Origin of the sequence: Pseudomonas sp. PDM25, from assembly GCF_019219045.1 — a bacterium.
Classification (GTDB): domain Bacteria; phylum Pseudomonadota; class Gammaproteobacteria; order Pseudomonadales; family Pseudomonadaceae; genus Aquipseudomonas.
Genome location: NZ_JAHUWL010000015.1, coordinates 24,118 through 48,023, shown reverse-complemented (window position 1 = coordinate 48,023; position 23,906 = coordinate 24,118). Strand labels below are relative to the sequence as shown.

The 23,906-nt window shown below is 57.7% G+C and carries 17 protein-coding genes; 7 read left to right on the top strand and 10 right to left on the bottom strand.

Features of this window, described 5'->3' with window-relative positions; genetic code table 11:
* Positions 1 to 76 precede the first annotated feature (76 nt).
* From KW848_RS24475 to KW848_RS24460, 4 genes are all read left to right on the top strand, one after another.
* The gene (locus KW848_RS24475) at positions 77 to 877 is read left to right on the top strand and encodes a LuxR C-terminal-related transcriptional regulator (RefSeq protein WP_111452018.1); all 801 of its coding nucleotides are present in this window, start codon (positions 77 to 79) and stop codon (positions 875 to 877) included.
* A gap of 271 nt (positions 878 to 1,148) precedes the next feature.
* Positions 1,149 to 2,792, top strand: coding sequence for a glucan biosynthesis protein D (locus KW848_RS24470; protein ID WP_218538345.1), 1,644 nt, complete (start codon positions 1,149 to 1,151; stop codon positions 2,790 to 2,792).
* A gap of 14 nt (positions 2,793 to 2,806) precedes the next feature.
* The gene (locus KW848_RS24465) at positions 2,807 to 5,101 is read left to right on the top strand and encodes a glycoside hydrolase family 3 N-terminal domain-containing protein (RefSeq protein ID WP_218538344.1); all 2,295 of its coding nucleotides are present in this window, start codon (positions 2,807 to 2,809) and stop codon (positions 5,099 to 5,101) included.
* An 89-nt stretch (positions 5,102 to 5,190) separates the two neighbouring features.
* A complete protein-coding gene (locus tag KW848_RS24460; RefSeq protein WP_218538343.1) occupies positions 5,191 to 6,810 on the top strand; it encodes an FMN-binding glutamate synthase family protein in 1,620 nt (539 codons plus the stop codon).
* Between the two features lie 157 nt (positions 6,811 to 6,967).
* Here the strand turns inward: KW848_RS24460 and KW848_RS24455 are convergent, their stop codons facing one another.
* The 4 genes from KW848_RS24455 to KW848_RS24440 all read right to left on the bottom strand — a co-directional run bounded on the left by KW848_RS24455 (position 6,968) and on the right by KW848_RS24440 (position 10,314).
* On the bottom strand, positions 6,968 to 7,342 hold the full coding sequence (locus KW848_RS24455) for a GtrA family protein (RefSeq protein ID WP_218538342.1): 375 nt from the start codon (positions 7,340 to 7,342) through the stop codon (positions 6,968 to 6,970).
* Between the two features lie 149 nt (positions 7,343 to 7,491).
* Positions 7,492 to 9,000, bottom strand: coding sequence for a glucosyltransferase domain-containing protein (locus tag KW848_RS24450; protein WP_218538341.1), 1,509 nt, complete (start codon positions 8,998 to 9,000; stop codon positions 7,492 to 7,494).
* Between the two features lies 1 nt (position 9,001).
* A complete protein-coding gene (locus KW848_RS24445) occupies positions 9,002 to 9,943 on the bottom strand; it encodes a glycosyltransferase family 2 protein (RefSeq protein WP_218538340.1) in 942 nt (313 codons plus the stop codon).
* Complete coding sequence (locus KW848_RS24440) at positions 9,940 to 10,314, bottom strand: GtrA family protein (RefSeq protein WP_111452022.1); 375 nt, start codon at positions 10,312 to 10,314, stop codon at positions 9,940 to 9,942. The genes KW848_RS24445 and KW848_RS24440 overlap by 4 nt, the downstream gene beginning before the upstream one ends.
* A 242-nt stretch (positions 10,315 to 10,556) precedes the next feature.
* Between KW848_RS24440 and KW848_RS24435 the strand changes: the two genes are divergently transcribed.
* Positions 10,557 to 11,681, top strand: coding sequence for an OpgC family protein (locus KW848_RS24435; RefSeq protein WP_218538339.1), 1,125 nt, complete (start codon positions 10,557 to 10,559; stop codon positions 11,679 to 11,681).
* Between the two features lie 72 nt (positions 11,682 to 11,753).
* On the opposite strand, the gene KW848_RS24430 is transcribed toward KW848_RS24435, so the two are convergent.
* Entirely contained in the window at positions 11,754 to 13,172 is a 1,419-nt protein-coding gene (locus KW848_RS24430; RefSeq protein WP_192410271.1) for an amino acid permease, read from the bottom strand.
* Positions 13,173 to 13,800: 628 nt separating this feature from the next.
* Between KW848_RS24430 and KW848_RS24425 the strand changes: the two genes are divergently transcribed.
* A complete protein-coding gene (locus KW848_RS24425) occupies positions 13,801 to 14,259 on the top strand; it encodes a transposase (RefSeq protein WP_218538338.1) in 459 nt (152 codons plus the stop codon).
* Between the two features lie 298 nt (positions 14,260 to 14,557).
* A complete protein-coding gene (locus KW848_RS24420) occupies positions 14,558 to 17,674 on the top strand; it encodes a transglycosylase domain-containing protein (protein WP_192410269.1) in 3,117 nt (1,038 codons plus the stop codon).
* 71 nt (positions 17,675 to 17,745) lie between these two features.
* Here the strand turns inward: KW848_RS24420 and KW848_RS24415 are convergent, their stop codons facing one another.
* From KW848_RS24415 to KW848_RS24395, 5 genes are all read right to left on the bottom strand, one after another.
* Positions 17,746 to 18,246 (bottom strand): CS1 type fimbrial major subunit, encoded by a 501-nt coding sequence (locus tag KW848_RS24415; RefSeq protein WP_218538392.1) that lies wholly within the window; start codon positions 18,244 to 18,246, stop codon positions 17,746 to 17,748.
* A gap of 32 nt (positions 18,247 to 18,278) precedes the next feature.
* Complete coding sequence (locus tag KW848_RS24410; protein WP_192410268.1) at positions 18,279 to 19,025, bottom strand: molecular chaperone; 747 nt, start codon at positions 19,023 to 19,025, stop codon at positions 18,279 to 18,281.
* A gap of 59 nt (positions 19,026 to 19,084) precedes the next feature.
* On the bottom strand, positions 19,085 to 20,305 hold the full coding sequence (locus tag KW848_RS24405; RefSeq protein WP_218538337.1) for a hypothetical protein: 1,221 nt from the start codon (positions 20,303 to 20,305) through the stop codon (positions 19,085 to 19,087).
* A gap of 4 nt (positions 20,306 to 20,309) precedes the next feature.
* A complete protein-coding gene (locus KW848_RS24400; protein WP_218538336.1) occupies positions 20,310 to 22,832 on the bottom strand; it encodes a CS1-pili formation C-terminal domain-containing protein in 2,523 nt (840 codons plus the stop codon).
* A gap of 107 nt (positions 22,833 to 22,939) precedes the next feature.
* Positions 22,940 to 23,416 carry a CS1 type fimbrial major subunit gene (locus KW848_RS24395; RefSeq protein WP_192410265.1) on the bottom strand — a complete coding sequence of 159 codons (477 nt, stop codon included), beginning with the start codon at positions 23,414 to 23,416 and terminating at the stop codon, positions 22,940 to 22,942.
* Between the last annotated feature and the right edge of the window lie 490 nt (positions 23,417 to 23,906).

The window sequence follows — 23,906 nt, the reverse complement described above, 5'->3', positions numbered from 1 at the left end:
GTCTGTGCGCCAGTATGCGCAGCAAGCCACCGGCCGGGAAATCACGCCGCTGGGGTAACCCGATAGGGGTAGAGGCATGACACTTTCGTTAGACGACATCGCGTGGCACCGCTCGGTCGGGCAACTGATCGACGCCCTGGACAAGCCCAATTTCTGGACGCAGTTGGTACGGTTGCTGGATCAGTACGTGACCTTCGACAGCTGGGTGGCGCTGCTTTTCAGCGCTGATCAGCACCCGCAAGTGTTCGCCGAATGCCCGGGCGCGGACGGCAGTCCCGATCAGTTGTTCCAGGACTATCTGCGCGGTTTGTACCTGCTCGATCCGTTCTACATCGCCTGTCGCGAGCAGTCGCGCACCGGGCTTTATCGCCTGTCGGAAGTGGCGCCGGAGCATTTCGAGCTGACCGAGTATTACCAGCGCTACTTTCGTCTGAATGTGGTGGCCGATGAAATCCAGTTCAATTGCCAACTCGAAGGCGACCGCACGCTGTGCCTGTCACTGGGCAGCAAGCAACGTTTCAGCGGCCAACAGATTGCCTTGCTGTCGCTGATCCAGCCCTGGGTGCTCGGCCTGTTACGCCAGCGCCTGCCCTACGAAATCAACGAAGTCGTGGCCCTTGCGCCAGCACCACCGCCAGTCGACTGGCGCGTGCAGCTGGAGACGTCGGTGCAGCAACTCAAAGGCGCGCAATTGACCGCCCGGGAGCTGGATGTCGGACGCTTGATGCTCAGCGGTTGCTCCAGTAAAGAAATCGCCCGCAAGCTGGAAATCTCTGTTGAAACCGTGAAAGTCCATAAGAAACACATGTACAGCAAACTGGGGATCAAATCCCAGTCGGAGCTGTTTTCGATTTTTCTGCAGGCACAAAATGCCTGAGCACCCGTCACTTCATTGATTGTTACCACTTATCGGAAACAGAAGAGACCTGTTATTTCTGACAGTAGACCCGACCCACCTCCCCGCTAAACAATCCGTCTGACGTTGATGTTCAATCAATGCGGTTATGCCCGCACTGCCTGTCCTGGATCTAGCTGAGTAACTAACTCACTTCGTTGATCTAAGCGTGCTCTTGCATGATCAGCGCGTTGCAATTGGACGTTTAAGGTAATTAAACGTTTTTACTCATCAGCCACGGACAGGTTTCCTTATGTTTACACGCCGCTCCTTTTTGACATTCGCGTCACTCTCAACGGCTTTCTGCGCTCTGAACATCAAGTCAGCGGCAATCGCAGAAGAACATCTGAAGCTGGGTGCGTCTGAGGTGTTCTCCTTCGACAGTTTGATTGAACGTGCGCGAGCCTTAGTGTTGAAGCCCTATATCGCTCCAGCAACAGCTTCTGCACAACTCCTGTCAAAGATCGACTACGAAGCCCATGGAAAAATAAAGTTCGACCCGCAACATGCGCTTTTTTCAAAAGGGTCAGGACAATACCCTGTCACTTTTTTTCACTTGGGCACCTACTTTCGTGTACCGGTCCGCCTGCATTTGATTAAAGAAGGTATTGCTCAAGAGATAATCTACGACCCGAGCTACTTCACTATGCCTGCCGAAAGTCCGGCTCATGCACTTCCCCCGGACAGTGGTTTTTCTGGATTTCGTCTTCAGGAAAGTCGCCGGGGTGACCAGAAAAAACGCGACTGGAAGCACAATGACTGGGTGGCCTTTCTCGGTGCCTCGTATTTTCGCGCCATTGGCGAGTTGTACCAATATGGGCTTTCAGCGCGCGGCATCGCGCTGGACGTCGCGCAACCGGATACGGCTGAAGAGTTTCCAAACTTCACGCACATCTGGTTTGAAACCCCCAAGGAGGATCGCAATGAGAGCGTGACGCTGTACGCGTTGCTCGACGGCCCCAGCATCTGTGGCGCCTATCGCTTCACCATTCACCGGACCAAAGGTGTGGTCATGGATGTCGAGTGCGCGCTATTTCTGCGCCAGGATGTTGGACGTTTTGGCATCGCCCCGCTGACCTCCATGCATTGGTTCAGCGAAACCGCCAAGCGCACCGCTGCCGACTGGCGCCCCGAGGTACACGATTCTGATGGCCTGGCGCTTTGGACCGGGAACGGCGAGCGCATCTGGCGACCATTGAACAACCCAGGGCGCACCATGGCGTCGGCTTTCAGCGACAACCATCCACGAGGTTTTGGTTTATTACAGCGGGATCGGGACTTCAACAATTTTGAGGACGGCGTGCATTACGAACGTCGCCCCAGTCTGTGGGTAGAACCTCTTGGCGATTGGGGGGCAGGCAGCGTTCAGTTGGTGGAAATCCCCACTGACGATGAAATTCACGACAATATCGTCGCCATGTGGGTCCCTGCTGAACCTGCCGAGGCAGGCAATACCTATCGGCTACGTTATCGCCTTCATTGGTTGGCGGATGAACCCTACCCTTCTGAATTGGCTCGTTGCGTGGCGACGCGCTTGGGCAATGGCGGCCAACCCGGCCAACCGCGCCCCAAAGGCGTGCGCAAGTTCGTCGTAGAGTTCAAAGGCACACCGCTGGAGAAGCTCGCCTTCGGGGTAAAACCGCAAGCCGTACTGTCTTCCTCGAGAGGAACATTCTCGAATGTATTTACAGAGGCCGTACCAGATGGCGTGCCAGGTCACTGGCGTGCTCAGTTCGATTTAAGCGTCGATGGGAAAGATCCGGTGGAACTGCGCTTGTTCTTACTCCTGGACGGCAAGACGCTGTCGGAAACATGGCTCTATCAGTATCACCCATTCGATTCACAATCTGGGGCGATAGCGCTGCAACATCCTTCCGAAACTTTTAACGTTTCCTGAGAGGACTACCGGCCATGGATGTCCGACGCCTCATCAGAAACGCCATCCTGACTACGCTCGTGACGGGAACGTGGGTTCACGCCTATGCGGATTCATCGTCCGGTAACGATAATCTGATTGAAACATTGCTCGCGCAGATGACACTCGAAGAAAAGGCCGGCCAGCTCACACAACTGGGTATGCAAGCGACGCCCACCGGCCCCATTGTGGATAACAAAGGCGAAAACATTGTTCGTGTTGAAGACTCCGGCTCTCTGCTCGGGGTCTATGGCGCCGAAACCACACGTCAACTGCAACGCAGGGCTGTCGAAGGGTCCCGCCTGCATATCCCGTTGCTGTTCTCATTCGACGTGGTTCATGGCTTTCGCACCATTTTTCCAGTTCCACTTGCCGAGGCCTCGGCCTGGGATCCTGAACTGTCACAACGCACTGCCCGTGCCGCCGCCGTCGAAGCAACCGCCAGCGGATTGCACTGGACCTTCGCGCCCATGGTCGATATCGCGCGTGACCCACGTTGGGGTCGGGTGGTAGAGGGTGCAGGCGAGGACCCGTTTCTGGGTTCCTCGCTGGCGGTTGCGCGTGTACGAGGTTTTCGGGATACCGATGAGAAAAATGCGTCCATGATGCTGGCCACCGCCAAGCATTTTGTTGCATACGGGGCCGCCGAAGGTGGGCGTGACTACAACACTGCCGATATCTCGGAACGTACCTTGCGAGAGGTTTATCTCCCGCCGTTTCGTGCCGCTGTAGAGGCAGGGGCAGATGCGATCATGCCTGGATTCAACGAGATCGCGGGAGCACCGATGCATGCAAACCGCTCGCTGCTTAAGGAAAGACTGCGCGATCAGTGGGGCTTCGACGGGGTCATTGTCAGCGACTACTGCGGCATACCGGAACTGATGGAGCACGGCGTCGCTGCAATCCCCACGACAGCGGTCAATCTCGCACTCGAGGCCACGATGGATATCGACATGGTCAGCGGTCTCTACGCTAAGGAATTACCGGCACTGGTGCGCAGCGGGCAAATTCCACAGCGCTTGCTGGACGACGCTGTGCGGCGTGTACTCCAAACCAAACAACGACTGGGCCTGTTCGAGAACCCTTATCGCTACAGCGACCCGGTCCGCGAACGTCAGCTGACCCTCTCGCCCCAGATGCGCGCGCTGGCGCGGGAAGCGGCGCAAAAATCCATTGTGCTGTTGAAGAACGACAACCAATTGTTGCCGCTGCCCAAGGACATCCACAAACTCTTGGTGGTAGGCGCGCTCGCTACTGACGCCAATGCCACATTGGGCTCTTGGTCAGGGGACGGCCGCCCCGAGGACTCGATTACAGTTCTTGAGGGAATCAAGCGCGCGGTATCGCCCGCGACACAGGTCATCTACAGACCAGGAGCCTCGCCCGACAACGCCGAACTCTCAGGGGTCGACGAGGCACAACGCGCCGCCGCGGATGCCGATGTGGTGATTGCCGTTCTCGGCGAAAGTGCGGATATGAGTGGCGAAGCACGCAGTCGTGCATCCCTGGGCCTGCCTGGTGCTCAAGATGCACTGTTGTTGCGGTTGATCGAATCAGGCAAACCCTTGGTGGTCATTCTCATGAACGGTCGACCCTTGGCCATTCCGAGAATGGCCGAGAAAGTGCCCGCTATCCTTGAGTCCTGGTTTCTCGGTTCCGAGATGGGCCACGGCGTGGCCGATGTGTTGTTCGGTGACGTGAATCCAAGTGGCAAGCTCCCCATCACTTTTGCGCGCTCGGTCGGGCAGGTACCCATTTACTTTGAGCACAAGAATACCGGCCGCCCACCGAGCAAAGAGGCGGTTTTCACCTCGAAGTACGTTGACCAACCCTGGACGCCACTTTATCCCTTCGGACATGGCCTGAGTTACACGACCTTTACATACGACACCCCGAGACTCAGTGCAACGACGCTGACAGCGAGTGAAAAACTGTCGGTGCAGGTGACGGTCCGTAATACCGGCAAGCGAGCGGGAGAGGAAATCATCCAGTTATACCTGCGCGACGATGTCGCTAGCGTGACGCGTCCGGTGCGCAGTTTGCGTGGATTTGTGCGGGTCAGGCTCGCTCCGGAAGAAACACGAACAGTAAGTTTCCTGCTGGATGAGGAGGACTTTGCGCTGCTGGATAAGTATTTTCTGCGAGTGGTTGAGCCCGGAACGTTTACGGTGTTTGTCGGCGGCAGTTCTGCCACGGACAATCAGGCGAGCTTCGAGGTAACGTCCGGTAAACGATTGCCGGGGCTCGGTTCAGCCATACCGCGGATGCTGCGCGAGACTTCAGCCATGTGAATGCCGGGGCGGTGTCATTCTCTTTTCACGGGTTCCCTACGGGCGCAGAATGCGGACTGCCCCACCAAGTCCGAACCCAAGGAAACCGTATGAGCCTGTCACTCCTGAGCCGCTACGCCTTCTTTGCTGCCTGCGTGATTTTCACCCTCGCCAGCCTGCCCTTTCTGGAGCACGACTGGCTCTGGCCGATCACCGTCGCCACCGGCATTCTCAGCCTCGTGGGCTTGTTCGATCTGCTGCAAAGCCCTCACGCCGTGCGCCGTAATTACCCGATCCTCGGCAACATCCGCTATCTGGTGGAGGGTATTCGCCCGGAAATCCGCCAGTACCTGCTCGAGTCCGACAGCGACGCCCTGCCCTTCTCCCGGGCTCAGCGTTCGCTGGTCTATTCACGGGCCAAGAACGAAAGCGCCGACAAACCCTTCGGCACCTTGATCGATGTGTATCAGTCGGGTTTCGAATTCATCGGCCACTCCATGCGCCCTGCGCCGTTGAGCGACCCGAGCAGTTTCCGCGTCACGGTCGGCGGCCCGCAGTGCACGCAGCCGTACTCGGCGTCGGTGTTCAACATCTCGGCCATGAGCTTCGGCTCCCTCAGCGCCAACGCCATTCGGGCGTTGAACCAGGGGGCGAAACTCGGCAACTTCGCCCACGACACCGGTGAAGGCAGCATCAGCGCCTATCACCGGGAAAACGGCGGCGACCTGACCTGGGAACTGGGCAGCGGCTACTTCGGCTGTCGCACCGCTGACGGGCGCTTCGACCCTGAACGCTTCGCCGCACAAGCGCAGACGCCGCAAGTGCGGATGATCGAAATCAAGATGAGCCAGGGCGCCAAACCCGGCCACGGCGGGATCCTGCCCAAGCACAAAGTCACCCGGGAAATCGCCGAAACCCGCGGCATCCTGATGGGCGAAGATTGCATCTCGCCGTCGCGGCACAGCGCGTTTTCCACACCGATCGAGTTGATGCATTTCATCCAGCAGTTGCGCGAACTGTCCGGCGGCAAACCGGTGGGTTTCAAGTTTTGCCTGGGGCATCCGTGGGAATTCATGGGCATCGCCAAGGCCATGCTGGAAACCGGCATCCTCCCCGACTTCATCGTGGTCGATGGCAAGGAAGGCGGCACCGGCGCCGCGCCCGTAGAATTCACCGACCACATTGGTGTGCCAATGCGCGAAGGCCTGTTGTTCGTGCACAACACGCTGGTCGGCCTGAACCTGCGGGACAAAATCAAACTCGGCGCCAGCGGCAAGATTGTCAGCGCCTTCGACATCGCCAGCGTCCTGGCCATCGGCGCCGACTGGGCCAACTCGGCGCGTGGCTTCATGTTCGCCATCGGCTGCATCCAGTCGCAAAGCTGCCACACCAACAAATGCCCGACCGGTGTCGCCACCCAGGACACACTGCGCCAACGCGCACTCGTCGTCCCGGACAAGGCCCAACGCGTCTTCAACTTCCACCGCAACACGCTCAAGGCCCTGGCCGAAATGCTCGCCGCTGCCGGGTTGGAACATCCTTCGCAGCTATCGGCCAAGCATCTGGTACGGCGCATGTCGGCGACCGAGATCAAATTGTTCTCGCAGTTGCATGTGTTCTTGAAACCGGGGGAGTTGCTGACTGGGGAAGTGAATGGGGAGTTTTACTCGCGGATGTGGCAGATGGCGCGGGCGGACAGTTTTGAGCCGAATGAGGTGGTTGCTGCGTAAACAACGATTGAACGCCAACCTCATCGGGAGGTTGGCTTAACACCAAGGAAGGACAGCATGCTGAAAGTCATCGCTCGGGATTTCATCAAACCCGAATACACTGAAACTGTTCGCCCGTGAAGCGGCCCAAACATCGGGATCGTCGGCTGAGAAGCCCTCATGACTCACATCCACGCAACACCACAAACCTGGAAAAGAAGAACTCGCCAATCAGGTACAACAACCAAAACGATGTCACCGTCACCAAACCATGCACCTGCCACAGATCTGCAATATGTCCGACGCCATAGCTCACGACGCCCATGACAGCGCTGAACAACAGATAGCCCAGCACCATCGCCTTCCTGTCAAAGGTGTAAAGCGCATGCACATGGAAGGAAAAGGTGACCGCGATGCAAAACGCCACAAAGTTGCTGATCGCCTGACTGAGTTCGGCGGCGACGGTGAGTACGAAAAAAATCTGCCAATGGATGAGCGCATTGATCACGCCGATGAACATGTAGCTACAGAATCCTTTCAATAACGCTTTCATGCTGACTCCTGCCAATATCCCTGTTTCAGGTGCCTTTCAAACTAGGTGACTGCCCTGTAGCGGTCTACTGACAGAAATAACAGGCAGGCGAGGATTCCAGACCAACGGTCACATCTAACGATATCGTCGCGAACAGTGCCCCTCACCTTTCACCAGTGCAGCCTCTTAATCGGCGCAGGCTCTTTCATGACAATAAAACCGTAATCGCCGATCAGATAAATCCGGTAGTACTGGCTCTCCACCAGCGGCGGATAACCCTGATACCCCACCCGGGTCGCGTTACGTCGCTCCTTCTCTGCAACGACGTTGGTGATCCCCACTTTCGGCAGGTTCTCGGCCAGCATGTAGAAGTCGATGTTCAGCAGATAGTGCAACACCGGCATCTGCTTGAACGAGCCTGCTGCCCCCAGCAACCAGTGATCGGAATAGGTCACTGACATGTAAATGCGCTTGGCTTCGAACAGCTGTCGATTCGACACGATGTCGTGTTGAAGACTCAATAGCGCGCTGGCCGCGAAGGCTTTCTGCACCGTCAGCACGCGCCCGTAGGCGTACGACAGCGAAAGCATCGCCAGCAACGGAATCACCAACAACAGCGGCAGCCGCTGGTGGATTCGTGCCAGCGCCAGATGGCTCAAATAGAACAACAGCACCAACAGGACCGCGAAGCCCATCAAGGTCCTGGCGCCTTCATTGAAGTCCCGGAAAAACAGCGCCATACCCGACACCAGTAAGGTCACTGCCGGTAATGCCAGCACACAGATCAGGCCGATCAGCATTTTGTTCGCGGTGCTGTCCTGACGCGTCACGACGTTGAGCCCCAGGCGAACCGCGCCAGCTATGGCGCACAGCAACAACCCGGCGAACACCCAGGTAAATCCGCCGTGAAACAGCAGCACGACTTTTTCCAGCACCCTGGCGATGTTGACGTGCAGTTGCAGCAACGGCTCCGCGTTCCAGTTCAGCAGCAGGGTGCGATTGTGTTGAGTGAACGGATAAGCACTGACGGCGTAAATCAGGCAGCCCAGGAAGGCCTGAGCGATTTTCCAGCCGATCAACCCGCACCATTGCGGCCAGGCGAGTTTGTCATTGGCGCCCCTGAGTACCTCCACGCAACACAACCCGAGAAACACATTGAAGCTCACCTGATACAGCCCTATCGCCAAGGCAACCAGAAAGGACGGCACCAGCCACTGCTGAATGCGCGAGGGGGGACGGAAGGTAATCGCATAGATGACCGCCACCACGCTCAACGCCATGGCGGGCCCGTCGTATTGATAAGACAGGTTTTGCAGAAAGAACGGGTTGTACCAGAGCGGTAGCGTCACCAGGCAGCAGGCAATCGTCGGTTGCGGGTAGTAATGAAACGTCAGGCTGGTCAGCGCCGCGGCCATGGCCAGTGTGGCGATCAACAGCGGCAGCGGAAAGATGTTCGGCGCGGCATTGCTGAACGTCAGCAGGTTGTAGAACAGCTCGCTGAACAACCGCCCCTGCCCCGTCCAAGCCAAACCGGCCGACAACGATCGCCAGTTGTCATCGATATACGGATAGTCCGCGAGGAGCAGCGGCACCACATACACCAAGGTCGCCAACAGAAAAAACAGCCAGACCTGCCGACGCCCGAGTTCCTTGCCGAAAAAGTCGCTGAACCTGCCCATGCTAAAACCCGAGCCGGTCTTTGCCGCCAACGATGTCTTTCACCACATAACGCGGCCGATGCTTGGCTTCGATGTAGATGCGGCCGACGTACTCACCGAGGATGCCGATGCCGATCAGTTGCACGCCGCCGAGAAACAGAATGGCCGTCATCAACGACGGGTAACCGGGGACGCTGTTGCCGAAGAAAATCTTGTCCAGCACCATGTACACCGCGTAGAGCACCGCGAAGATCGAAATTCCGCCACCGACGTAAGTCCATAAGCGCAACGGCACCGTACTGAACGAAGTCACGCCTTCCAGCGCCAGGTTCCAGAGCTTCCAGCCATTGAACTTGCTGGTGCCCGCCACTCGCTCGGCGCGCTCGTACTCCACCACCACAGTGTTGAACCCGGCCCATGACAGCACGCCTTTCATGAACAACTGGTGCTCGGGAAGCGCGCGAATCACGTCGACCACCTTGCGATCCATCAGCCGAAAATCGCCGACGTTTTCTTCGATGCGGGTGTAAGCGATGCGGTTCAGCACACGGTAGAACAGCGAAGCGCTGTGGCGTTTCAGGTAACTGTCGGTGGTGCGATCCCGGCGCTTGGCGAGCACCACATCCGCGCCTTTTTGCCATTCGCCAATCAACCGCGGGATGACGCTGATCGGGTCCTGCAAATCGACGTCCATGGGAATCACCGCATCGCCGGTGGCATATTCCAGGCCGGCGAACAACGCCGGCTCCTTGCCGAAGTTGCGCGAGAAGTTGATCAGCAAGACCTGTTCATCGGCCTGCGCCAGGGCCTTGACCTCCTCAGCCGTGCGGTCGGAACTGCCATCGTTGATGAACACGATTTCGACCTCGGCCGGGTCAAGCCTCAACTCGCGACGCACGGCCTGATAAAACAGGCTGACCGCCTGTTCTTCATTGAATACCGGAACGATCAACGAGACTCTCATGCACTACGCTCGCGAAAGACCACGTACTTTGAAAACAGAAAGCCAAGCACCAGGCTCAATGCCGAAAAGATAAACACCGTCAGCAGGCCATGAAGTCTCCATACGTCACCGGCATGGCCGACGCCCAGACTCAGCGCCCCCATAGCTCCCAAGAATAGAAGATAACCGCCGACCGACGCCTTGGCTTCGAAGGTATACAGCGCGTTCATGTAGAAGGAAAACGAGGCGGCAACGCAGAAGGCAGCCAGGTTGCTGACCGCCTGACTGAGGCCGGCCCCCACGCTCAGCAGGAAAAAAATTTGCCAGTGGATCAGCGTGTTGGCGACCCCGACTACCGTGTAGCTGGAAAATCCTTTCCACAAAAATCTCATGGTGATTCTCCCGTTTCACGTCATAAAACTTTGAACTTGTCTACTGTCAGAAATCACAGGTGGGCGGACCTTTCAGACCAGCGGTCAAGGCTTGCCTGAATGCCAGGAGACATCCCGTAATATCCCGGTTTTGCAATTGCCCGCGAATCACGCCACCCTGCGCGCCGCCGATGTGCGGCACGCAACTCCTTTGGCCCCTTCGGCTACTCCTTATCCCGACACCCGTTCACGAGCCTGCCGTCATGACGTTTGAGCGCGATCACCGAATCGACTTTTTTCGCGGTCTGGCACTGATCTTCATTTTTTGGGATCACGTGCCTCACAACCCCCTTGGTCAAATCACCCTGCGCAATCTCGGTTTCAGCGATGCCGCAGAAATATTCGTGTTTCTCGCCGGCTACGCAGCCGTTCTGGCCTACGGCAAAATCCTTGCGCGCGAGGGTTACCTGATCGCCTGCGTGAAGATTCTGCGGCGCGCCTGGGTGCTCTACGTGGTCCATATTTTCCTGCTGGCCATGCTGATGGGCATCGTGTTCTTCGCCAACAGCCATGTGGAAACCCGCGATCTGGTGGAGGAAATGGGCATGCATCACTTCATCAGCAACCCCCAGCAAGCGTTGACTGATGAGTTACTGCTGCGCTTCAAGCCGAACCTGATGGACCCGCTGCCGCTGTACATCGTGCTGCTGGCGGGATTGCCACTGGTCTTGCCGTTGCTGGTGCGCAAGCCGTGGGCGGTTGTAGCGGTGTCATTGGCGGTGTACTTGCTGGCACCGCGGTTTGGCTGGAACCTGGCGGCCATCAAGGACGGTGTGTGGTACTTCAACCCCGTCACCTGGCAACTGCTGTTTATCCTCGGCGGCTTTATGGCGATTCACGGGCAGCGGCCACGGTTGCCCGACACTCGCCCGCTGTTGCGCCAGCCCTTGTTTGTCAGCGCAGCGGTGTACGTGGTGGTGACCGGGGTGATGACTGTCTCCTTGCGCTGGCCGCAAATACACGATGCCCTGATGCCCGCCAGCCTGAGCAACCTGCTGTACCCGATCAGCAAGACCGATCTGTCGCCGGTCCGTCTGCTGCACTTCCTGGCGCTGGCCTACGTCACCGCCAGGCTCTTGCCCGGCAACGGCTGGACGCAAAACTGGCTGGCGCAGCAATGCTGTCGCATGGGGCGCTATTCACTGGAAGTTTTCTGCCTCGGCGTGCTGTTGGCGCCCTTGGCGGACATGCTCAACGCCCTGACCGACGATGCGTTTGCCATGCAGGTTTTCACCGCGTTGGTGGGGGCCGGGGTGATGGCGTTGCTGGGGGCGTGGCTGGAATTCAACAAGCAGTTGAATCGGCAAATGTCGGTGGCGGCCGCCTAAGATCTTTTGCCCCTACAAACGCAAAAGCCCCGATCATCACGACCGGGGCTTTTTCATTTCAGGCGTTACACCTTACGAAGCACGCACCGCCGCCCCCTGCGACACATTGGTCGGTTGCAGCTTGAACATGTAGAACAACACCGTCAGCAGCACCAGGAACGCCGGCCCCACATAGAGCGCCACGCGAGTGTCCGGGAAGTACGCCATCAGGCCGACCACCAGCACCAAAAACGCCAGCGCCAGGTACGAGCTGACCGGGTACAGCCACATCTTGTATTTCAGGCCGGCACGTTCGCTGGCGCTCAGGCCTTGGCGGAACTTGAGCTGGGCCAGCAGGATCATCACCCAGGTCCAGATCGCGCCGAAGGTGGCAATCGCCGTCACCCAGACGAACACTTTCTCCGGAACCATGTAGTTGAGCAGCACACCCAGTAACAGCACGAAGATCGACAACAGCAACGCGCGACGGGGCACGCCGTTGTTCGAAGTCTTGGCGAAGCCGGCCGGGGCCTGACCGTTCTGCGCCAGGCTGTAGAGCATGCGCCCGGTGCTGAAGATGCCGCCGTTGCAGGATGACAGTGCCGCAGTGATCACCACGAAGTTGATGATACCGGCGGCGGTCTTGATGCCCAGACGCTCGAAGGTCATCACGAACGGGCTGCCCTGGGTGCCGATTTCGTTCCACGGGTAGATCGAAAGGATCACGAACAGCGCGCCGACGTAGAACAGCAGAATCCGCCAGAACACCGAGCCGATCGCATTGGGAATGGTCTTCTGCGGGTTCTTCGCTTCACCCGCGGTCAGGCCGATCATCTCGACGCCGAGGTAGGCGAACATCACCATTTGCAGGGACATCAACACGCCTTGCACGCCGTTGGGCATGAAGCCCCCGTGTGCCCAGAGATTGGAAATCCCCAGCGCCACGCCGTCATTGCCAAAGCCGAACGCGATCACGCCGATACCGCCGATCACCATCGCAATGATGGTGACGATCTTGATCAGGGCGAACCAGAATTCGAACTCACCGAAGGCCTTCACCGCGATCAGGTTGATCGAGCCCATGCTGATCAACGCGGCGAGTGCCCAGATCCAGCGCGGTACATCAGGGAACCAGACGCCCATGTACACCGCCACCGCGGTGATTTCCGCAACGCAGGTCACCAGCCACAGGAACCAGTAATTCCAACCGGTCAGAAAGCCCGCCAATGGGCCGAGGTAGTCTTGAGCATACCGGCTGAAGGAGCCGGCGACCGGGTTGTGCACCGCCATCTCGCCGAGGGCGCGCATGATCACCAGGATCGCCAGACCGCCGATGATGTAGGAAAGCATGATTGCCGGACCAGCCATCTCGATGGCTTTGGCCGAACCGAGGAACAGGCCGACGCCGATACAGGCACCGAGCGCCATCAAACGAATATGCCGTTCGCCGAGTTCGCGTTTGAGCGGGCCGCCTTGAGCGGTCTCGCCATTGGACAGGTGATTGCCTGGCATAGGGGTACAACCTCGTCTTGTTATTGGATATGACCACCGAGTGTCGAAGCGCTGACCGGTAAGCCAATGCTTGTCTGAAACCAGGCCTGCTTCGTGGGCAAACCCGTCTTGTAGGACAAAACCTGCAAGATCAGCGGGGCGTGCAGTATAAAAAGCTTCCTATAGGGTTTTTCACTCTATAAACCACAACATTTAGCGAGAACTCTCGGTAAAAGTCCGGTTTACGGAGGGGCATTACCTGGCTTACGTCAGATTATTCGCAACTAAAACGGCGCGGAGTATTGCACGGTAATGGTGCATCGTCATGTTCTTGAATAGGCTGTACTTTCCCTTACACGCGTCTAGAACACTACTTACAGCTTGATGAGATCCTTGTGGCGAGGGAGCTTGCTCCCGCTCGACTGCGTAGCAGTCGCAAAGCCTGTAAACCGTATTTATCAGACGAACCGCGGTCGCAAGGTTTGGGGTTGCTTCGCAGCCCAGCGGGAGCAAGCTCCCTCGCCACAGGAAATTGCGTTTCAAATTGGATCCTTCAATATTTTCAGAATATTCACGCAGGAGTTGCAGCGATGTGTAGGCAGTTGGATGGCTAGGGTGAATGGGGACCACTGCTTAAGGACGCAAAGGAATGCTCTCTCGCCCAAACTCTCACCTGCTGCGCCAAGGACGTTACTCAGAACCAGGACGGGCCTATCTCATTACGGCCGTAGTACATCAACGCCGACAGATATTCACTGATTGGCGGTTGGGACGCCTGCTGGTTGCAGAACTCCGACGGGCCCATGAACTGGGCTGGGTCAACTCAATAGCCTGGGTGGTTATGCCTGATCACTTTCATTGGCTGCTACAACTCGAACAATGCACTTTGGCGCAGCTTATGCAGACCACCAAGTCTCGTAGCACGCTCACCATCAATCGGGCGTTAAACCGTGAAGGCGCGTTCTGGCAAACTGGCTACCACGACCGGGCAATCCGCGATGGAGAAGAACTCCTGCCGTTCGCTCGATACATCGTTGCAAATCCCTTGAGAGCAGGGCTCGTAGACAAAATCGGCGATTACCCGCTATGGGATGTCTGCTGGTTGTAACGTCACTCCTCTTCTGTGGCTACCGAACTCCCTGTGGTGAGGGGATTTTATGTGGTGAGGGGGATTTATCGGAATGCCGCACCACCCCGTTCGGTTGCGCAGCAGCCGTAAAACCTGAGGACGCGGTGTGACTGAAAGGACACAAGGGAGCGCTTCGCACTCCAACGGGGATAAATCCCCTCGCCACAAGTCAAAGTGGATCCATGATATTTGTGTATCCACAATTTTTTCACCAACGCCAACCACCGTCTAAGCTTCAGACAAGTCCTCTCAATCTGCGTAAATGGATCAGTCGACTATGGGCGTTTTGTGGCAAACCGATTCGAGTAAAAATGTGGTTCCGACTGGACGTATGGACGAAACGCCTTTACCTGAAAAACCCCGAAGCAGTCGCACAAAGCACGGCTGGTGGGCGTTCTGGTTGTTGTTGCTGATTATCCTGATTGTCCTGGGGTTGGCTGCGGCCAAGGAAATGCGCACATCGAAGTTTCAATCCCGGGAACTCAGCCAATACGCGGCCACCCTGAGCTACGAGCTCAAACCCGGTCCCAGCGATGCCATTCGCTATCCCGGTGCCGGTCCTTTCGACCTGCGCCTGGGCTACAGCTCTCTGGGTGAGTTCCTGCCGCGTTTGATCAAGCGTGATTACGTTGTGGCGTCACAGACCCGGTTTTCGCAAAAGTTGATGGACTACACCGACAAGGGCTTTTTCGTGCCCTACGCGGAGAAAATCCAGGCTGGATTGGTGATCACCGATTGCCGTGCGGCACCGCTTTACCAGTACAAGTACCCACAACAACTGTATTCAAGCTTTGCGGCGATCCCCCCTGTGGTGGTCAACAGTTTGCTGTTCATCGAAAACCGCTTTCTGCTCGATCCCCGTCAGCCCCGGGCCAACCCTGCCGTGGATTGGCCTCGGTTCGGCATGGCAGCGTGGTCCCAGGTCGCCAAGTTAATGCACCTGCCGGGCCAGTCGGCGGGCGGCAGTACCCTGGCAACGCAACTTGAGAAGTACCGGCATTCGCCCGATGGCCTGACCGTGTCGGGCGCGGAAAAAATCCGGCAGATGATTTCTGCCAGTGTGCGCGCCTATCAGGCCGGACCGGAGACCCTCGAAGCCCGGCAGAACGTGATTCGCGATTACCTCAACAGCGTGCCCCTGTCGGCAGTACCGGGTCACGGTGAAGTGCATGGCATGGCCGAAGGTTTGCGCGTCTGGTACGGCGCCGATTTCAACCAGGCCAACGAGCGGCTGGCCAGCAAGGAGACAGATCCGAAAAGCATGTCGGAAAAAGGTCTGGCCCTGCGGGAGATGCTGTCTTTGATGATTGCCCAGCGCCGCCCTTCCCACTACCTGACCAAGGGGCGCGAGGAACTGGCCGACCTCACCGACAGCCACATTCGCCTGCTGGCACAGAATGACGTGATCGATGCGCCACTCGCGGCAGCGGCATTGGCCAGCAAAGTGACCTATCGCGACTGGCAGACACAGCCAACCATTCAGCCGATCGAAACCAACAAGGGCATCAGCGTGGCACGCAGTCGTCTGGGCGGGTTGCTCAACCGTCCGCTGTACGACCTCGATCGCCTTGATCTTTCCGCCACCAGCACCCTGCAAGGCGAGTTGCAAACCCAGGCTACCGAGTACCTGAAGCATCTGGCCGACCCTGTGTTTGCAACGCAGATCGGCTTGATGGGCGAACGCCTGCTGACCCCCACCAGTACCGCCCAGGTGCGCTACAGCTTCACGCTGTTCGAACTGACCCCGGACGGCTCGCGGGTGCGGGTGCAGACCGACAGCACCGACCAGCCGTTCGATATCAATGAAGGCAGCAAGCTGGAGCTGGGCTCCACCGCCAAGATGCGTGTGCTGACCACCTATTTGCAGATCATGGCCGAGCTGCACGATAAATACGCAACGATGACCGTCCCGGAACTGAAGAAAGTCGAGGTCCCGGAGCAGGACCATCTGAGTCGCTGGGCCGTCGATTACCTGATCCAGAACAAAGACCGCAACCTGCCAGCCATGCTTGGCGCCGCGCTGGACCGCAAATACTCCGCCAGCCCCGGCGAAGCCTTTTTTACCGGTGGCGGGTTGCATGTGTTCCATAACTTTCGCAAGGAAGACAACGGCCGCATGCCGACGCTTCGCGATGCAATACGTGAGTCGATCAACCTGCCGTTCATTCGGCTGATGCGTGATCTGGTGCGCTATACCACCTATTCAGGCCCCAACAGCAGCGCCGAATTGCTCAAGGACGACCGCGACCCTCGGCGTCAGGAATACCTGGCTTCGTTTGCCGACCGGGAAGGCACATCGTTCCTCCTGAAATTCTGGAAGAAGTACAAGAACAAGGACACCCAGGCGCGGCTCGAGACCTTCCTCGACAGCATGCGCCCGACCCCGATTCGCATGGCCGCGGTGCATCGGTATCTGTTGCCACAGGCCAGTCAGGAAAGCTTCAACATGTTCGTGCGCTCGCACCTCAAAGGCGCCAAGCTCACCGAAAAGCTGACCGACGAACGTCTCCAACGGCTTTACGAAAGCTACGGCCCTGGGGCCTACGACTTGCCGGACCAGGGCTTCATCGCCAAGGTCCACCCGCTCGATTTGTGGTTGATGGGCTACCTGCTGAACAACCCGGATGCCAAGTTCAGCCAGATCGTCAAAGCCAGCCAGTTCGAACGCCAGGAAGTCTACAGCTGGCTGTTCAAAAGCCGTCACAAGCTTGCCCGCGACAGCCGCATTCGCACCATGCTGGAGATCGAGGCGTTCCTCGACATTCACCAGCGCTGGCAGAAAGTCGGCTATCCGTTCGATCACCTGGTACCGTCGCTGGCCACCGCCATCGGCAGTTCCGGCGATCGTCCGGCAGCATTGGCGGAGCTGATCGGTACCATCCTCAACGACGGCGTGCGCATGCCGACACTGCGCATCGACAGCCTGCACTTCGCGGCGAACACGCCGTATGAGACCAAACTGATCAATAACCCGGATGTCGGTAAACGGGTGATGCCTTCCGAGGTAGCCACAGCCATGCGCGAAGCGTTGTCGCAAGTGGTGGATGCCGGTACAGCCAAACGTATCTCCGGCAGTTTCGTAACGCCTGATGGCAAACCGTTGGCCATGGGCGGCAAAACCGGCACGGGCGATAACCGCATCGAAGCCTTCGGTTCGGGTGGGCGAATTCTGAGTTCGAAATCCATTAACCGCACCGCGACCTTTGTGTTCTACATCGGCGATCGTCACTTCGGCACAATGACGGCGTTCGTGCCCGGGCAATCGGCCGAAGCGTTCAAGTTCACTTCGGCCCTGCCAGTGCAAGTGCTCAAGGGGATGGCGCCGATTCTGATGCCGTACCTGCAACCGGGTAGCAGTGTCGCGTGTGCGCCGGTTCCGACATCGCGACTGTGAGTTTCAGACATTCAGTTCAATGGTGGCGGCCGATGCGCGTGCGCCTTGAAAACCGAAGCGCCTGCTTGCGCTCACTCCCCCGGCGCCCTGGCGTTGAACAACAACAGTACGTTGCCGTCGTAATCCCCCGGGCGGTATCCCCCGGGCGGCTTCACTGGCGCGATTTCCAGCAACACCCGCGTGCCTGCCGCCGCTTCGGCCGCCGACACCACCAGCCGCGCAGAAAGGTCCGGGCTCAACTCCACCCCGTTGAAACTGACCCGCAATGCCATGTTGTCACTCGGCCTGCCGTTCGACAGGTAGGGGGTGGCCTCCAGGCGCGCTTCAATGGCGCTGGTGTCATGCCGCACATCGAAATACTTGCGCACGCTGCTCAGGGTTTTTGTGGAAGGGTTCCAGTTCAACCGCTGCGGTCGGTGAATCCAGTCCGACTCGGCCGGGATTACATAAAACCCAAGGGTCGGAATATCCGCCGACACTTCGAACGTGTGCTCCTCCCGCGCCGCGAAAGCGCAAGCACTTATCAGTGTCAAGGCCCCCACGCATCCGGCGACGGTCGCTTGCTTGATCATGTCAGTTATCTGTTGCATCACCGATCACCTCTTCATTGCTTGCTGGCGATGCGCAGCGTTTTTTTCGCGTTGCCCTCGACCAGAGTGAAGCGGTACTCGCGACCGGGCTTTTTCTCGAATTCGAACGTCTTGCCCGCGAGGATGTGGTGTTTGGTAGTCGGCTCGCACTCGGTTTCATCCTTCAGCGAGCAGTTGCGAAACTCGTCGACCACTACGACCGTATTGCCGTTATTGCGCAGCGTGTAACGCTCGGCTGCGTCATTGATCACGCTGTCGAAACGAGTGTCCTTTGGCCGCACGAAGAACACCGTGCCAAACCCGGTCATGACGTTGACCCCCGCCGACAGATTCTTTTTGTACTCATCACGTTCCTCGCTGGACACCGCAAAGTCGTCTTCCTTTTCCGGCACCACCGGCACAAAGCGCACGCGAAAATATCGTTCGGTGTCCCGATTGCCCATCAGCAGCAAGCGTGTGCCTTGCATGCCATTGGCCGGCACGATCAAGCGCGCGGGACTGGCCATCAAGCCATCACGGCCACTCTCATCCGCTTGTGTCTTGACCGGCACTTCACGGGACGTGCCATCGTCGTCGTAGAGGATCTCCAGGATGTTGACTTTGACGAACGCGGTGCTGTCACCGCGGTTGAACACACGCTTGAGGTAGGTGCTCTTGTCACCATCCAGATAGTCGTAAACCGTTCCGACGTTAATCTGCGGCCCGGCCTGAAGACCCAATGAAAAACCGCTCAAACCCAACAGCAACCACAGACGTTTCATACCCTTGAACCTCATGACATTGAACACAACACGGATGGCACCTGGCGATACGCAGCCCATCAAAGATCCGAATCCCAGATCACCGTGACGTTGCCGGCGTAGTAGCCCGCCTGACCGGGGCTGAGCATGAAACCCATCTGACTGGATGGAATTTCGAAGTGCAGTACGCCTGGACGCCTTTCCACATAAAAGCTCGGTTGAAACTGCTGGGCATTCGCTGCACCGGTACGTAGCCGGCGTTGCTTGACCGGTTGGCCGGCGAGGTCGGTCAGGCCATTTGGCAGTGTGGTGCTGACCTGCACCTCAACCGCACGCCCGCTCTTTCGGTCCAGGATCATGCATTCAAAAGGGTTTATGGCGATTTCGCATTCCAGGTGCATTTTGAAACGCGTCGACGCCGAGATATTGAAACTCTGATCCCGGAACAGCCGTACAGGCTTGCGCCCTTCCTGCAACCAGCTTTGCCAGCCACCTGCCGGGGTCAAACGGACTTTTTCCCCGCCAGGAGGGATATCGACCTTGAGGGTGTGCTGTACGTCGAGCACGAAGTCCAGGGTCAGGTTACTGTCGTTCGCAGGCATGCTTCCCAAGTCGAAATCGGCGCCTGGGCCGACCCGATAGGTCATCGAACCGGTATAGAGCCCGCTCGACATTCCCAGCGGGTTGGGCGTGCGCAGTTCATAGGCAATATCCAGAGTGTCGAAGGACATGTGCGGGATAGCAAAGTAGGTTCTTTTGTTGCAGGCCGCCTCAATCGGGGTTTTCCAGAAGAATCGATAAGTATTGGGTGTATACGCCCCGACACCGCTGTACTCGCAAGGAGGTGGCGCATATACCCAACTATTGCCGTACCACAGTTTCTGATGTCCCTCGAGAATGTCTGTCACACCGACCAGGCTGGCGGCCGAATGACTCAGGACGTATTCGGAACCAACACCGGTAATGCGCACCTCGACCGTTTCGGTTTCCAGTGTTTGCCTGTTCGTCACCGTCAGTTGCCGCCAGTTGGCCGGTACTTTCACAGGGATGAGATCCAGACGCCCGATGTTTACCCTCGGTCCGAAGCGAATCGGCAAACGAATGCTGAACATATTGTTGTCCTGGCACTGGTCCGGGTAAGTCGCGCAATAGCCGCTGTTCGGGGTCTTGTTGATGAATACGTTTTTTTGCGGCTGCGAGGGATCGGGGGTGAACAGCGCCCGGATCTCCTGATTAACCGCCCCGACCGATGGAGCCACCAGCGTCATCGCCAGCGCCAGGCCGATAGTAGAGATTTTCATGGCTTCAACCTGCCTTCTGATCAAAGGAACTGGCATCAGCCAGCGTGTCCGGCGTGCACTGCAGATCACCGATCATCAACACGTTGTTTTCACTGCGATGACGATTGGCATCGAGGCGGAAACGGCACAACAGCTGATTGGCGTAACGCACCTCCAGGGTCGGTGAACCGGCGTTCATTTCCATCGAGAAAAACCCGTCGACTTCAGTCACCCCACGACTGGCATGGTTGATCACGTGATGCCCCTTGAGCGGCTTTCCTTGTGCGTCGAGCAAGCGCCCGAGCACGGTCAGGGTTTTCATCACCCGCACCTGGCGATAATCCACGCCGCCCTTGTTGAGGTGATAGCGGGTACGGGAAGGTTCGATGCTCGCCGCCGGCACATGGTTGCCTTCGAAATCAAAGCTCACCGAGCTGTTCCTGTAGGCCGTCAACGGAATGAAATTGCGCCCCGGGCGCAACGCCACGCTGCCGCCACTGAGGTCGTCGGCGCGCAGGGCGATGCCGTCGATATCGGACTCGATGTCGACAATCATCCCGGCGCCGCGCCCCTGATGCTGGCTGGTCAGGGCCATGCGCTGACCACCAACGACCACCGTGCTGTCGAGGTTTACGCCGCCAGTGAAGTTGCCATTGAAGGATGAACGCTGAACAAAACCGTCGCCGTTGATCGCATCGGTGCGAAAGTTCGTCAAGCTCGATAAGCCGACGCCGTAGGTGTCGGTGAGCGCAGTCACCGAGACACTCTGCAGCACATGGTCTTGCAGGTCTTTGCGGTAACCGAGTGACGCGTTGTTGTCGCGGCTGCCGTCACGGGCCGTACGCGAGCCGATGCTGCCGGATACCTGCTGGCCAGGTCCGCCCAATGCCATGTTGATGCTTAGATCGACCCCGCGATTACGCGCATCACCGCTGCTGAAGCTGCCCGGACGATCGAACAGCGACAGCCGCCAGTTGGCATCGCTGCCCAGCAGCGTCATGCGTTGCGTCCAACCCAGATCCAGACCGACGCCTTCAACGTTGCCGTCGCTGTGAGACACCCGCGCGTTGAGCGAATTTTTGCGGCTGATCCGGTGGTTCAATGCCAGCGATGAATTGCTGGTCTCGCCGATGAACACGTTACGTTGGCGCACGCGGGTGCCGTCGGGCAACGTGTCGTAGGTGTTGGTGGTGTCGAGCCAGCTGCGGTTATGGCTCACTACCAGGCTGCCGGAACCATAGTTGTAGAGCGCTTGCAGATCGGCGCCGCTGCCGTGGTCTTCGGTTTGGTACAGATTGGCGTAGAGGTTGATGCTGTTGGCCAGGCTCCAGTCGATGGAACTGCCGTACTGAAGCGTGTTGCGGACCTGACGTGCCGACAACCCTAGAATCGCTCGAGGATGCAGCAGGTAATTGATCGCAGCTCCCGCCGTCGCGTCACCGTCGCTCTGTTGATCCCAGTTGCTGAGCAGTTTGTTTTCCTGCCCGGCGAACAGGTTGTAGCGCCAGCGCTCATCGAGATTGCGCCAGTTGATCGGTTTGTAGATCAGTTCCTGGGTGGTCGAGGTGATTTGACCGTCTTCGATCAATCGCACTTCCACTTCGTAAATACCACCGGGCAATGGCCGGGTGTCAAGGGTTTGCAAACCTGCCGGGACTGACTGGGTGTTGATCAGTAAACCATCGCGAAAAATCTCCACCGAGGCCTGGCGATTGGCGGTGACATAAATCGGATAAACGCTGGGTTTCGGGCTGTCGATCGCCAGGCTGTCAGAACTGCCGTACATCACGCCCACGGCGATATCAGGGCTGGTGCCAAACGAGCGCGGCTGACGAGTGAGGCCTTCGGAATTGGGGGTGAAATAACCCAGTCGAAAAAAACTGCCTTGCAGTTCGCGCTGGGTGTAGAGCTCATGCACCGCGTGGTAGGTCTTGGTGTCCGGGCCGCCAAGACGTGCCAGTTGCATGTTGATGGTCTGGCTCCAGTTGCCAAGGCTACCACTGGCTTCGAGGCCGAAACGCCCGCCCAGATCCTGATCCTGGCCGCCGTTGAGGTTGAGCTGGTTGCGCACCATCAAGCCGCTACTGCCGCCTTCGGGCTGTTCGTAAAAACGCTTGGCTTGAGTGTCGCGCTCGGCATTTTCGGTGACGATCGACAGCAATGAGCTTTCCAGGTTGTAGTGAACCGCCAGCATCTGTTCCGGGCACTGGCCGGTACAGGCGCCCAGCGCCACGCCGGGCTTGAGCACATCGGCCCAGGTTTGGCGCTCACTGGCGTCGAAGCGGCTTTCGCTGGTATCGGTGAAATCGAGCAACGTCACCCGGTCGTCGCGGGACAACACAATCATCGCCTCGCCGAGGGGCTGTTGATCGAGCTCGACCCGAACGGCCAACGGCACATCGAAGAAATGCTCCTCGAAATCCGCCGGCAGACCCTTGGCCTGGGCCAGCAAACTTCTGGGGGTATTATCAATAGAAGTCGGCGCCGCAAATGCGCTGCTACATAACAGCAACGCAAGCGCTGCCGCGATGGGCGTCATCGGGAACATGAACAAGTACTCTGATTACAAGGAAGTCAAAACCCGGCCGACAAACCGAATGTTTGCCGACCGGTTACGTTACTTTGAATAAGTAAACGTTCTGCCGCGAGTCTTACTTAGACGGAAGGTTCAACTACCAGCAGGACAACGCCGGTGTAATCACCTGCATCAGGCTTGCCGCCTGTTGCACTGATTTTGAACGGTGCGCGATAGCGGACGTTGGACTCGGTTTCGCCAACAACTTCCTGCGAAGTGGTTGTCAGCGTTTTGCCGTTGAGCTCCACTTTCAGGTCGATGGTCTTGTTACCGGCAATCAGCTTCGGCACGCCTTCCAGGCGGGCGTGAACCTTGCCGGCGGTGTGCAGCACGTCAAAGTGCCCGTCAACTGTTCTCATGGAGTCGGTAGACGGGTTGTAGCTCATGTCCTGGTCCTTGTTGACCAGGTCCGCATCGACCGGCACCGCGTAGAAATCGTCGGCCGGAACGTGGGCCACAATGTTGATGGAGTGCTTGGCCTCGGTAGCGGCAAACGCCATCGAGGAGCTCAGTGCCAGAACAGCCAAAGGAGCAGCAAACGCGATTTTCTTGAACATTAGTCAGTACCTGTCGTTTTAAAATAATCGATTCGTTGAAAGTTACTGGATAAGTGGAACCGTCACGAGCAGCCCCTTTATCCAGATGAACTTTCAACGCCGAAAGATGATCGGCCAATTATTCTGGAAAGTAAGCAGGCAAGTTCCGACAACCGCGTAGCCAGAGTGCATTAGCGAGGAAAGAAAAAACCTGAAATAACATAAAAGTGACTGTCTGGCTGTAAGACACAGACTACAATTCTTGCTCTATCCGCGATAACAACGAGATATTAAGGAAGTCACTTCTGTAGGACTAACACTACATACCCAGCAAACATTAGGCACGCACATAACATTAGAGAGTTAACACTAATTTCTGGCTTTTCACTGAATTAAAAACCACCATTTTTTTGATATTGCAGGCTTCGACCCGACGCGACGCTCGGGGTGGCCACTGGTCGGGAGTCCTTGCGCTCTCGTTAAGATATATCTTAAGTTGTATCTAAACACG

What these genes read in the sequence shown, in the direction of transcription:
- KW848_RS24475 (WP_111452018.1), top strand. Translation starts at nt 77, where the DNA reads ATGACACTTTCGTTAGACGACATCGCGTGGCACCGCTCGGTCGGGCAA.
- KW848_RS24445 (WP_218538340.1), bottom strand. Translation starts at nt 9,943, where the DNA reads ATGAGAGTCTCGTTGATCGTTCCGGTATTCAATGAAGAACAGGCGGTC.
- KW848_RS24435 (WP_218538339.1), top strand. Translation starts at nt 10,557, where the DNA reads ATGACGTTTGAGCGCGATCACCGAATCGACTTTTTTCGCGGTCTGGCA.
- KW848_RS24455 (WP_218538342.1), bottom strand. Translation starts at nt 7,342, where the DNA reads ATGAAAGCGTTATTGAAAGGATTCTGTAGCTACATGTTCATCGGCGTG.
- KW848_RS24425 (WP_218538338.1), top strand. Translation starts at nt 13,801, where the DNA reads ATGCTCTCTCGCCCAAACTCTCACCTGCTGCGCCAAGGACGTTACTCA.
- KW848_RS24420 (WP_192410269.1), top strand. Translation starts at nt 14,558, where the DNA reads ATGGGCGTTTTGTGGCAAACCGATTCGAGTAAAAATGTGGTTCCGACT.
- KW848_RS24430 (WP_192410271.1), bottom strand. Translation starts at nt 13,172, where the DNA reads ATGCCAGGCAATCACCTGTCCAATGGCGAGACCGCTCAAGGCGGCCCG.
- KW848_RS24470 (WP_218538345.1), top strand. Translation starts at nt 1,149, where the DNA reads ATGTTTACACGCCGCTCCTTTTTGACATTCGCGTCACTCTCAACGGCT.
- KW848_RS24440 (WP_111452022.1), bottom strand. Translation starts at nt 10,314, where the DNA reads ATGAGATTTTTGTGGAAAGGATTTTCCAGCTACACGGTAGTCGGGGTC.
- KW848_RS24465 (WP_218538344.1), top strand. Translation starts at nt 2,807, where the DNA reads ATGGATGTCCGACGCCTCATCAGAAACGCCATCCTGACTACGCTCGTG.
- KW848_RS24460 (WP_218538343.1), top strand. Translation starts at nt 5,191, where the DNA reads ATGAGCCTGTCACTCCTGAGCCGCTACGCCTTCTTTGCTGCCTGCGTG.
- KW848_RS24450 (WP_218538341.1), bottom strand. Translation starts at nt 9,000, where the DNA reads ATGGGCAGGTTCAGCGACTTTTTCGGCAAGGAACTCGGGCGTCGGCAG.
- KW848_RS24410 (WP_192410268.1), bottom strand. Translation starts at nt 19,025, where the DNA reads ATGAAACGTCTGTGGTTGCTGTTGGGTTTGAGCGGTTTTTCATTGGGT.
- KW848_RS24395 (WP_192410265.1), bottom strand. Translation starts at nt 23,416, where the DNA reads ATGTTCAAGAAAATCGCGTTTGCTGCTCCTTTGGCTGTTCTGGCACTG.
- KW848_RS24400 (WP_218538336.1), bottom strand. Translation starts at nt 22,832, where the DNA reads ATGTTCCCGATGACGCCCATCGCGGCAGCGCTTGCGTTGCTGTTATGT.
- KW848_RS24405 (WP_218538337.1), bottom strand. Translation starts at nt 20,305, where the DNA reads ATGAAAATCTCTACTATCGGCCTGGCGCTGGCGATGACGCTGGTGGCT.
- KW848_RS24415 (WP_218538392.1), bottom strand. Translation starts at nt 18,246, where the DNA reads ATGATCAAGCAAGCGACCGTCGCCGGATGCGTGGGGGCCTTGACACTG.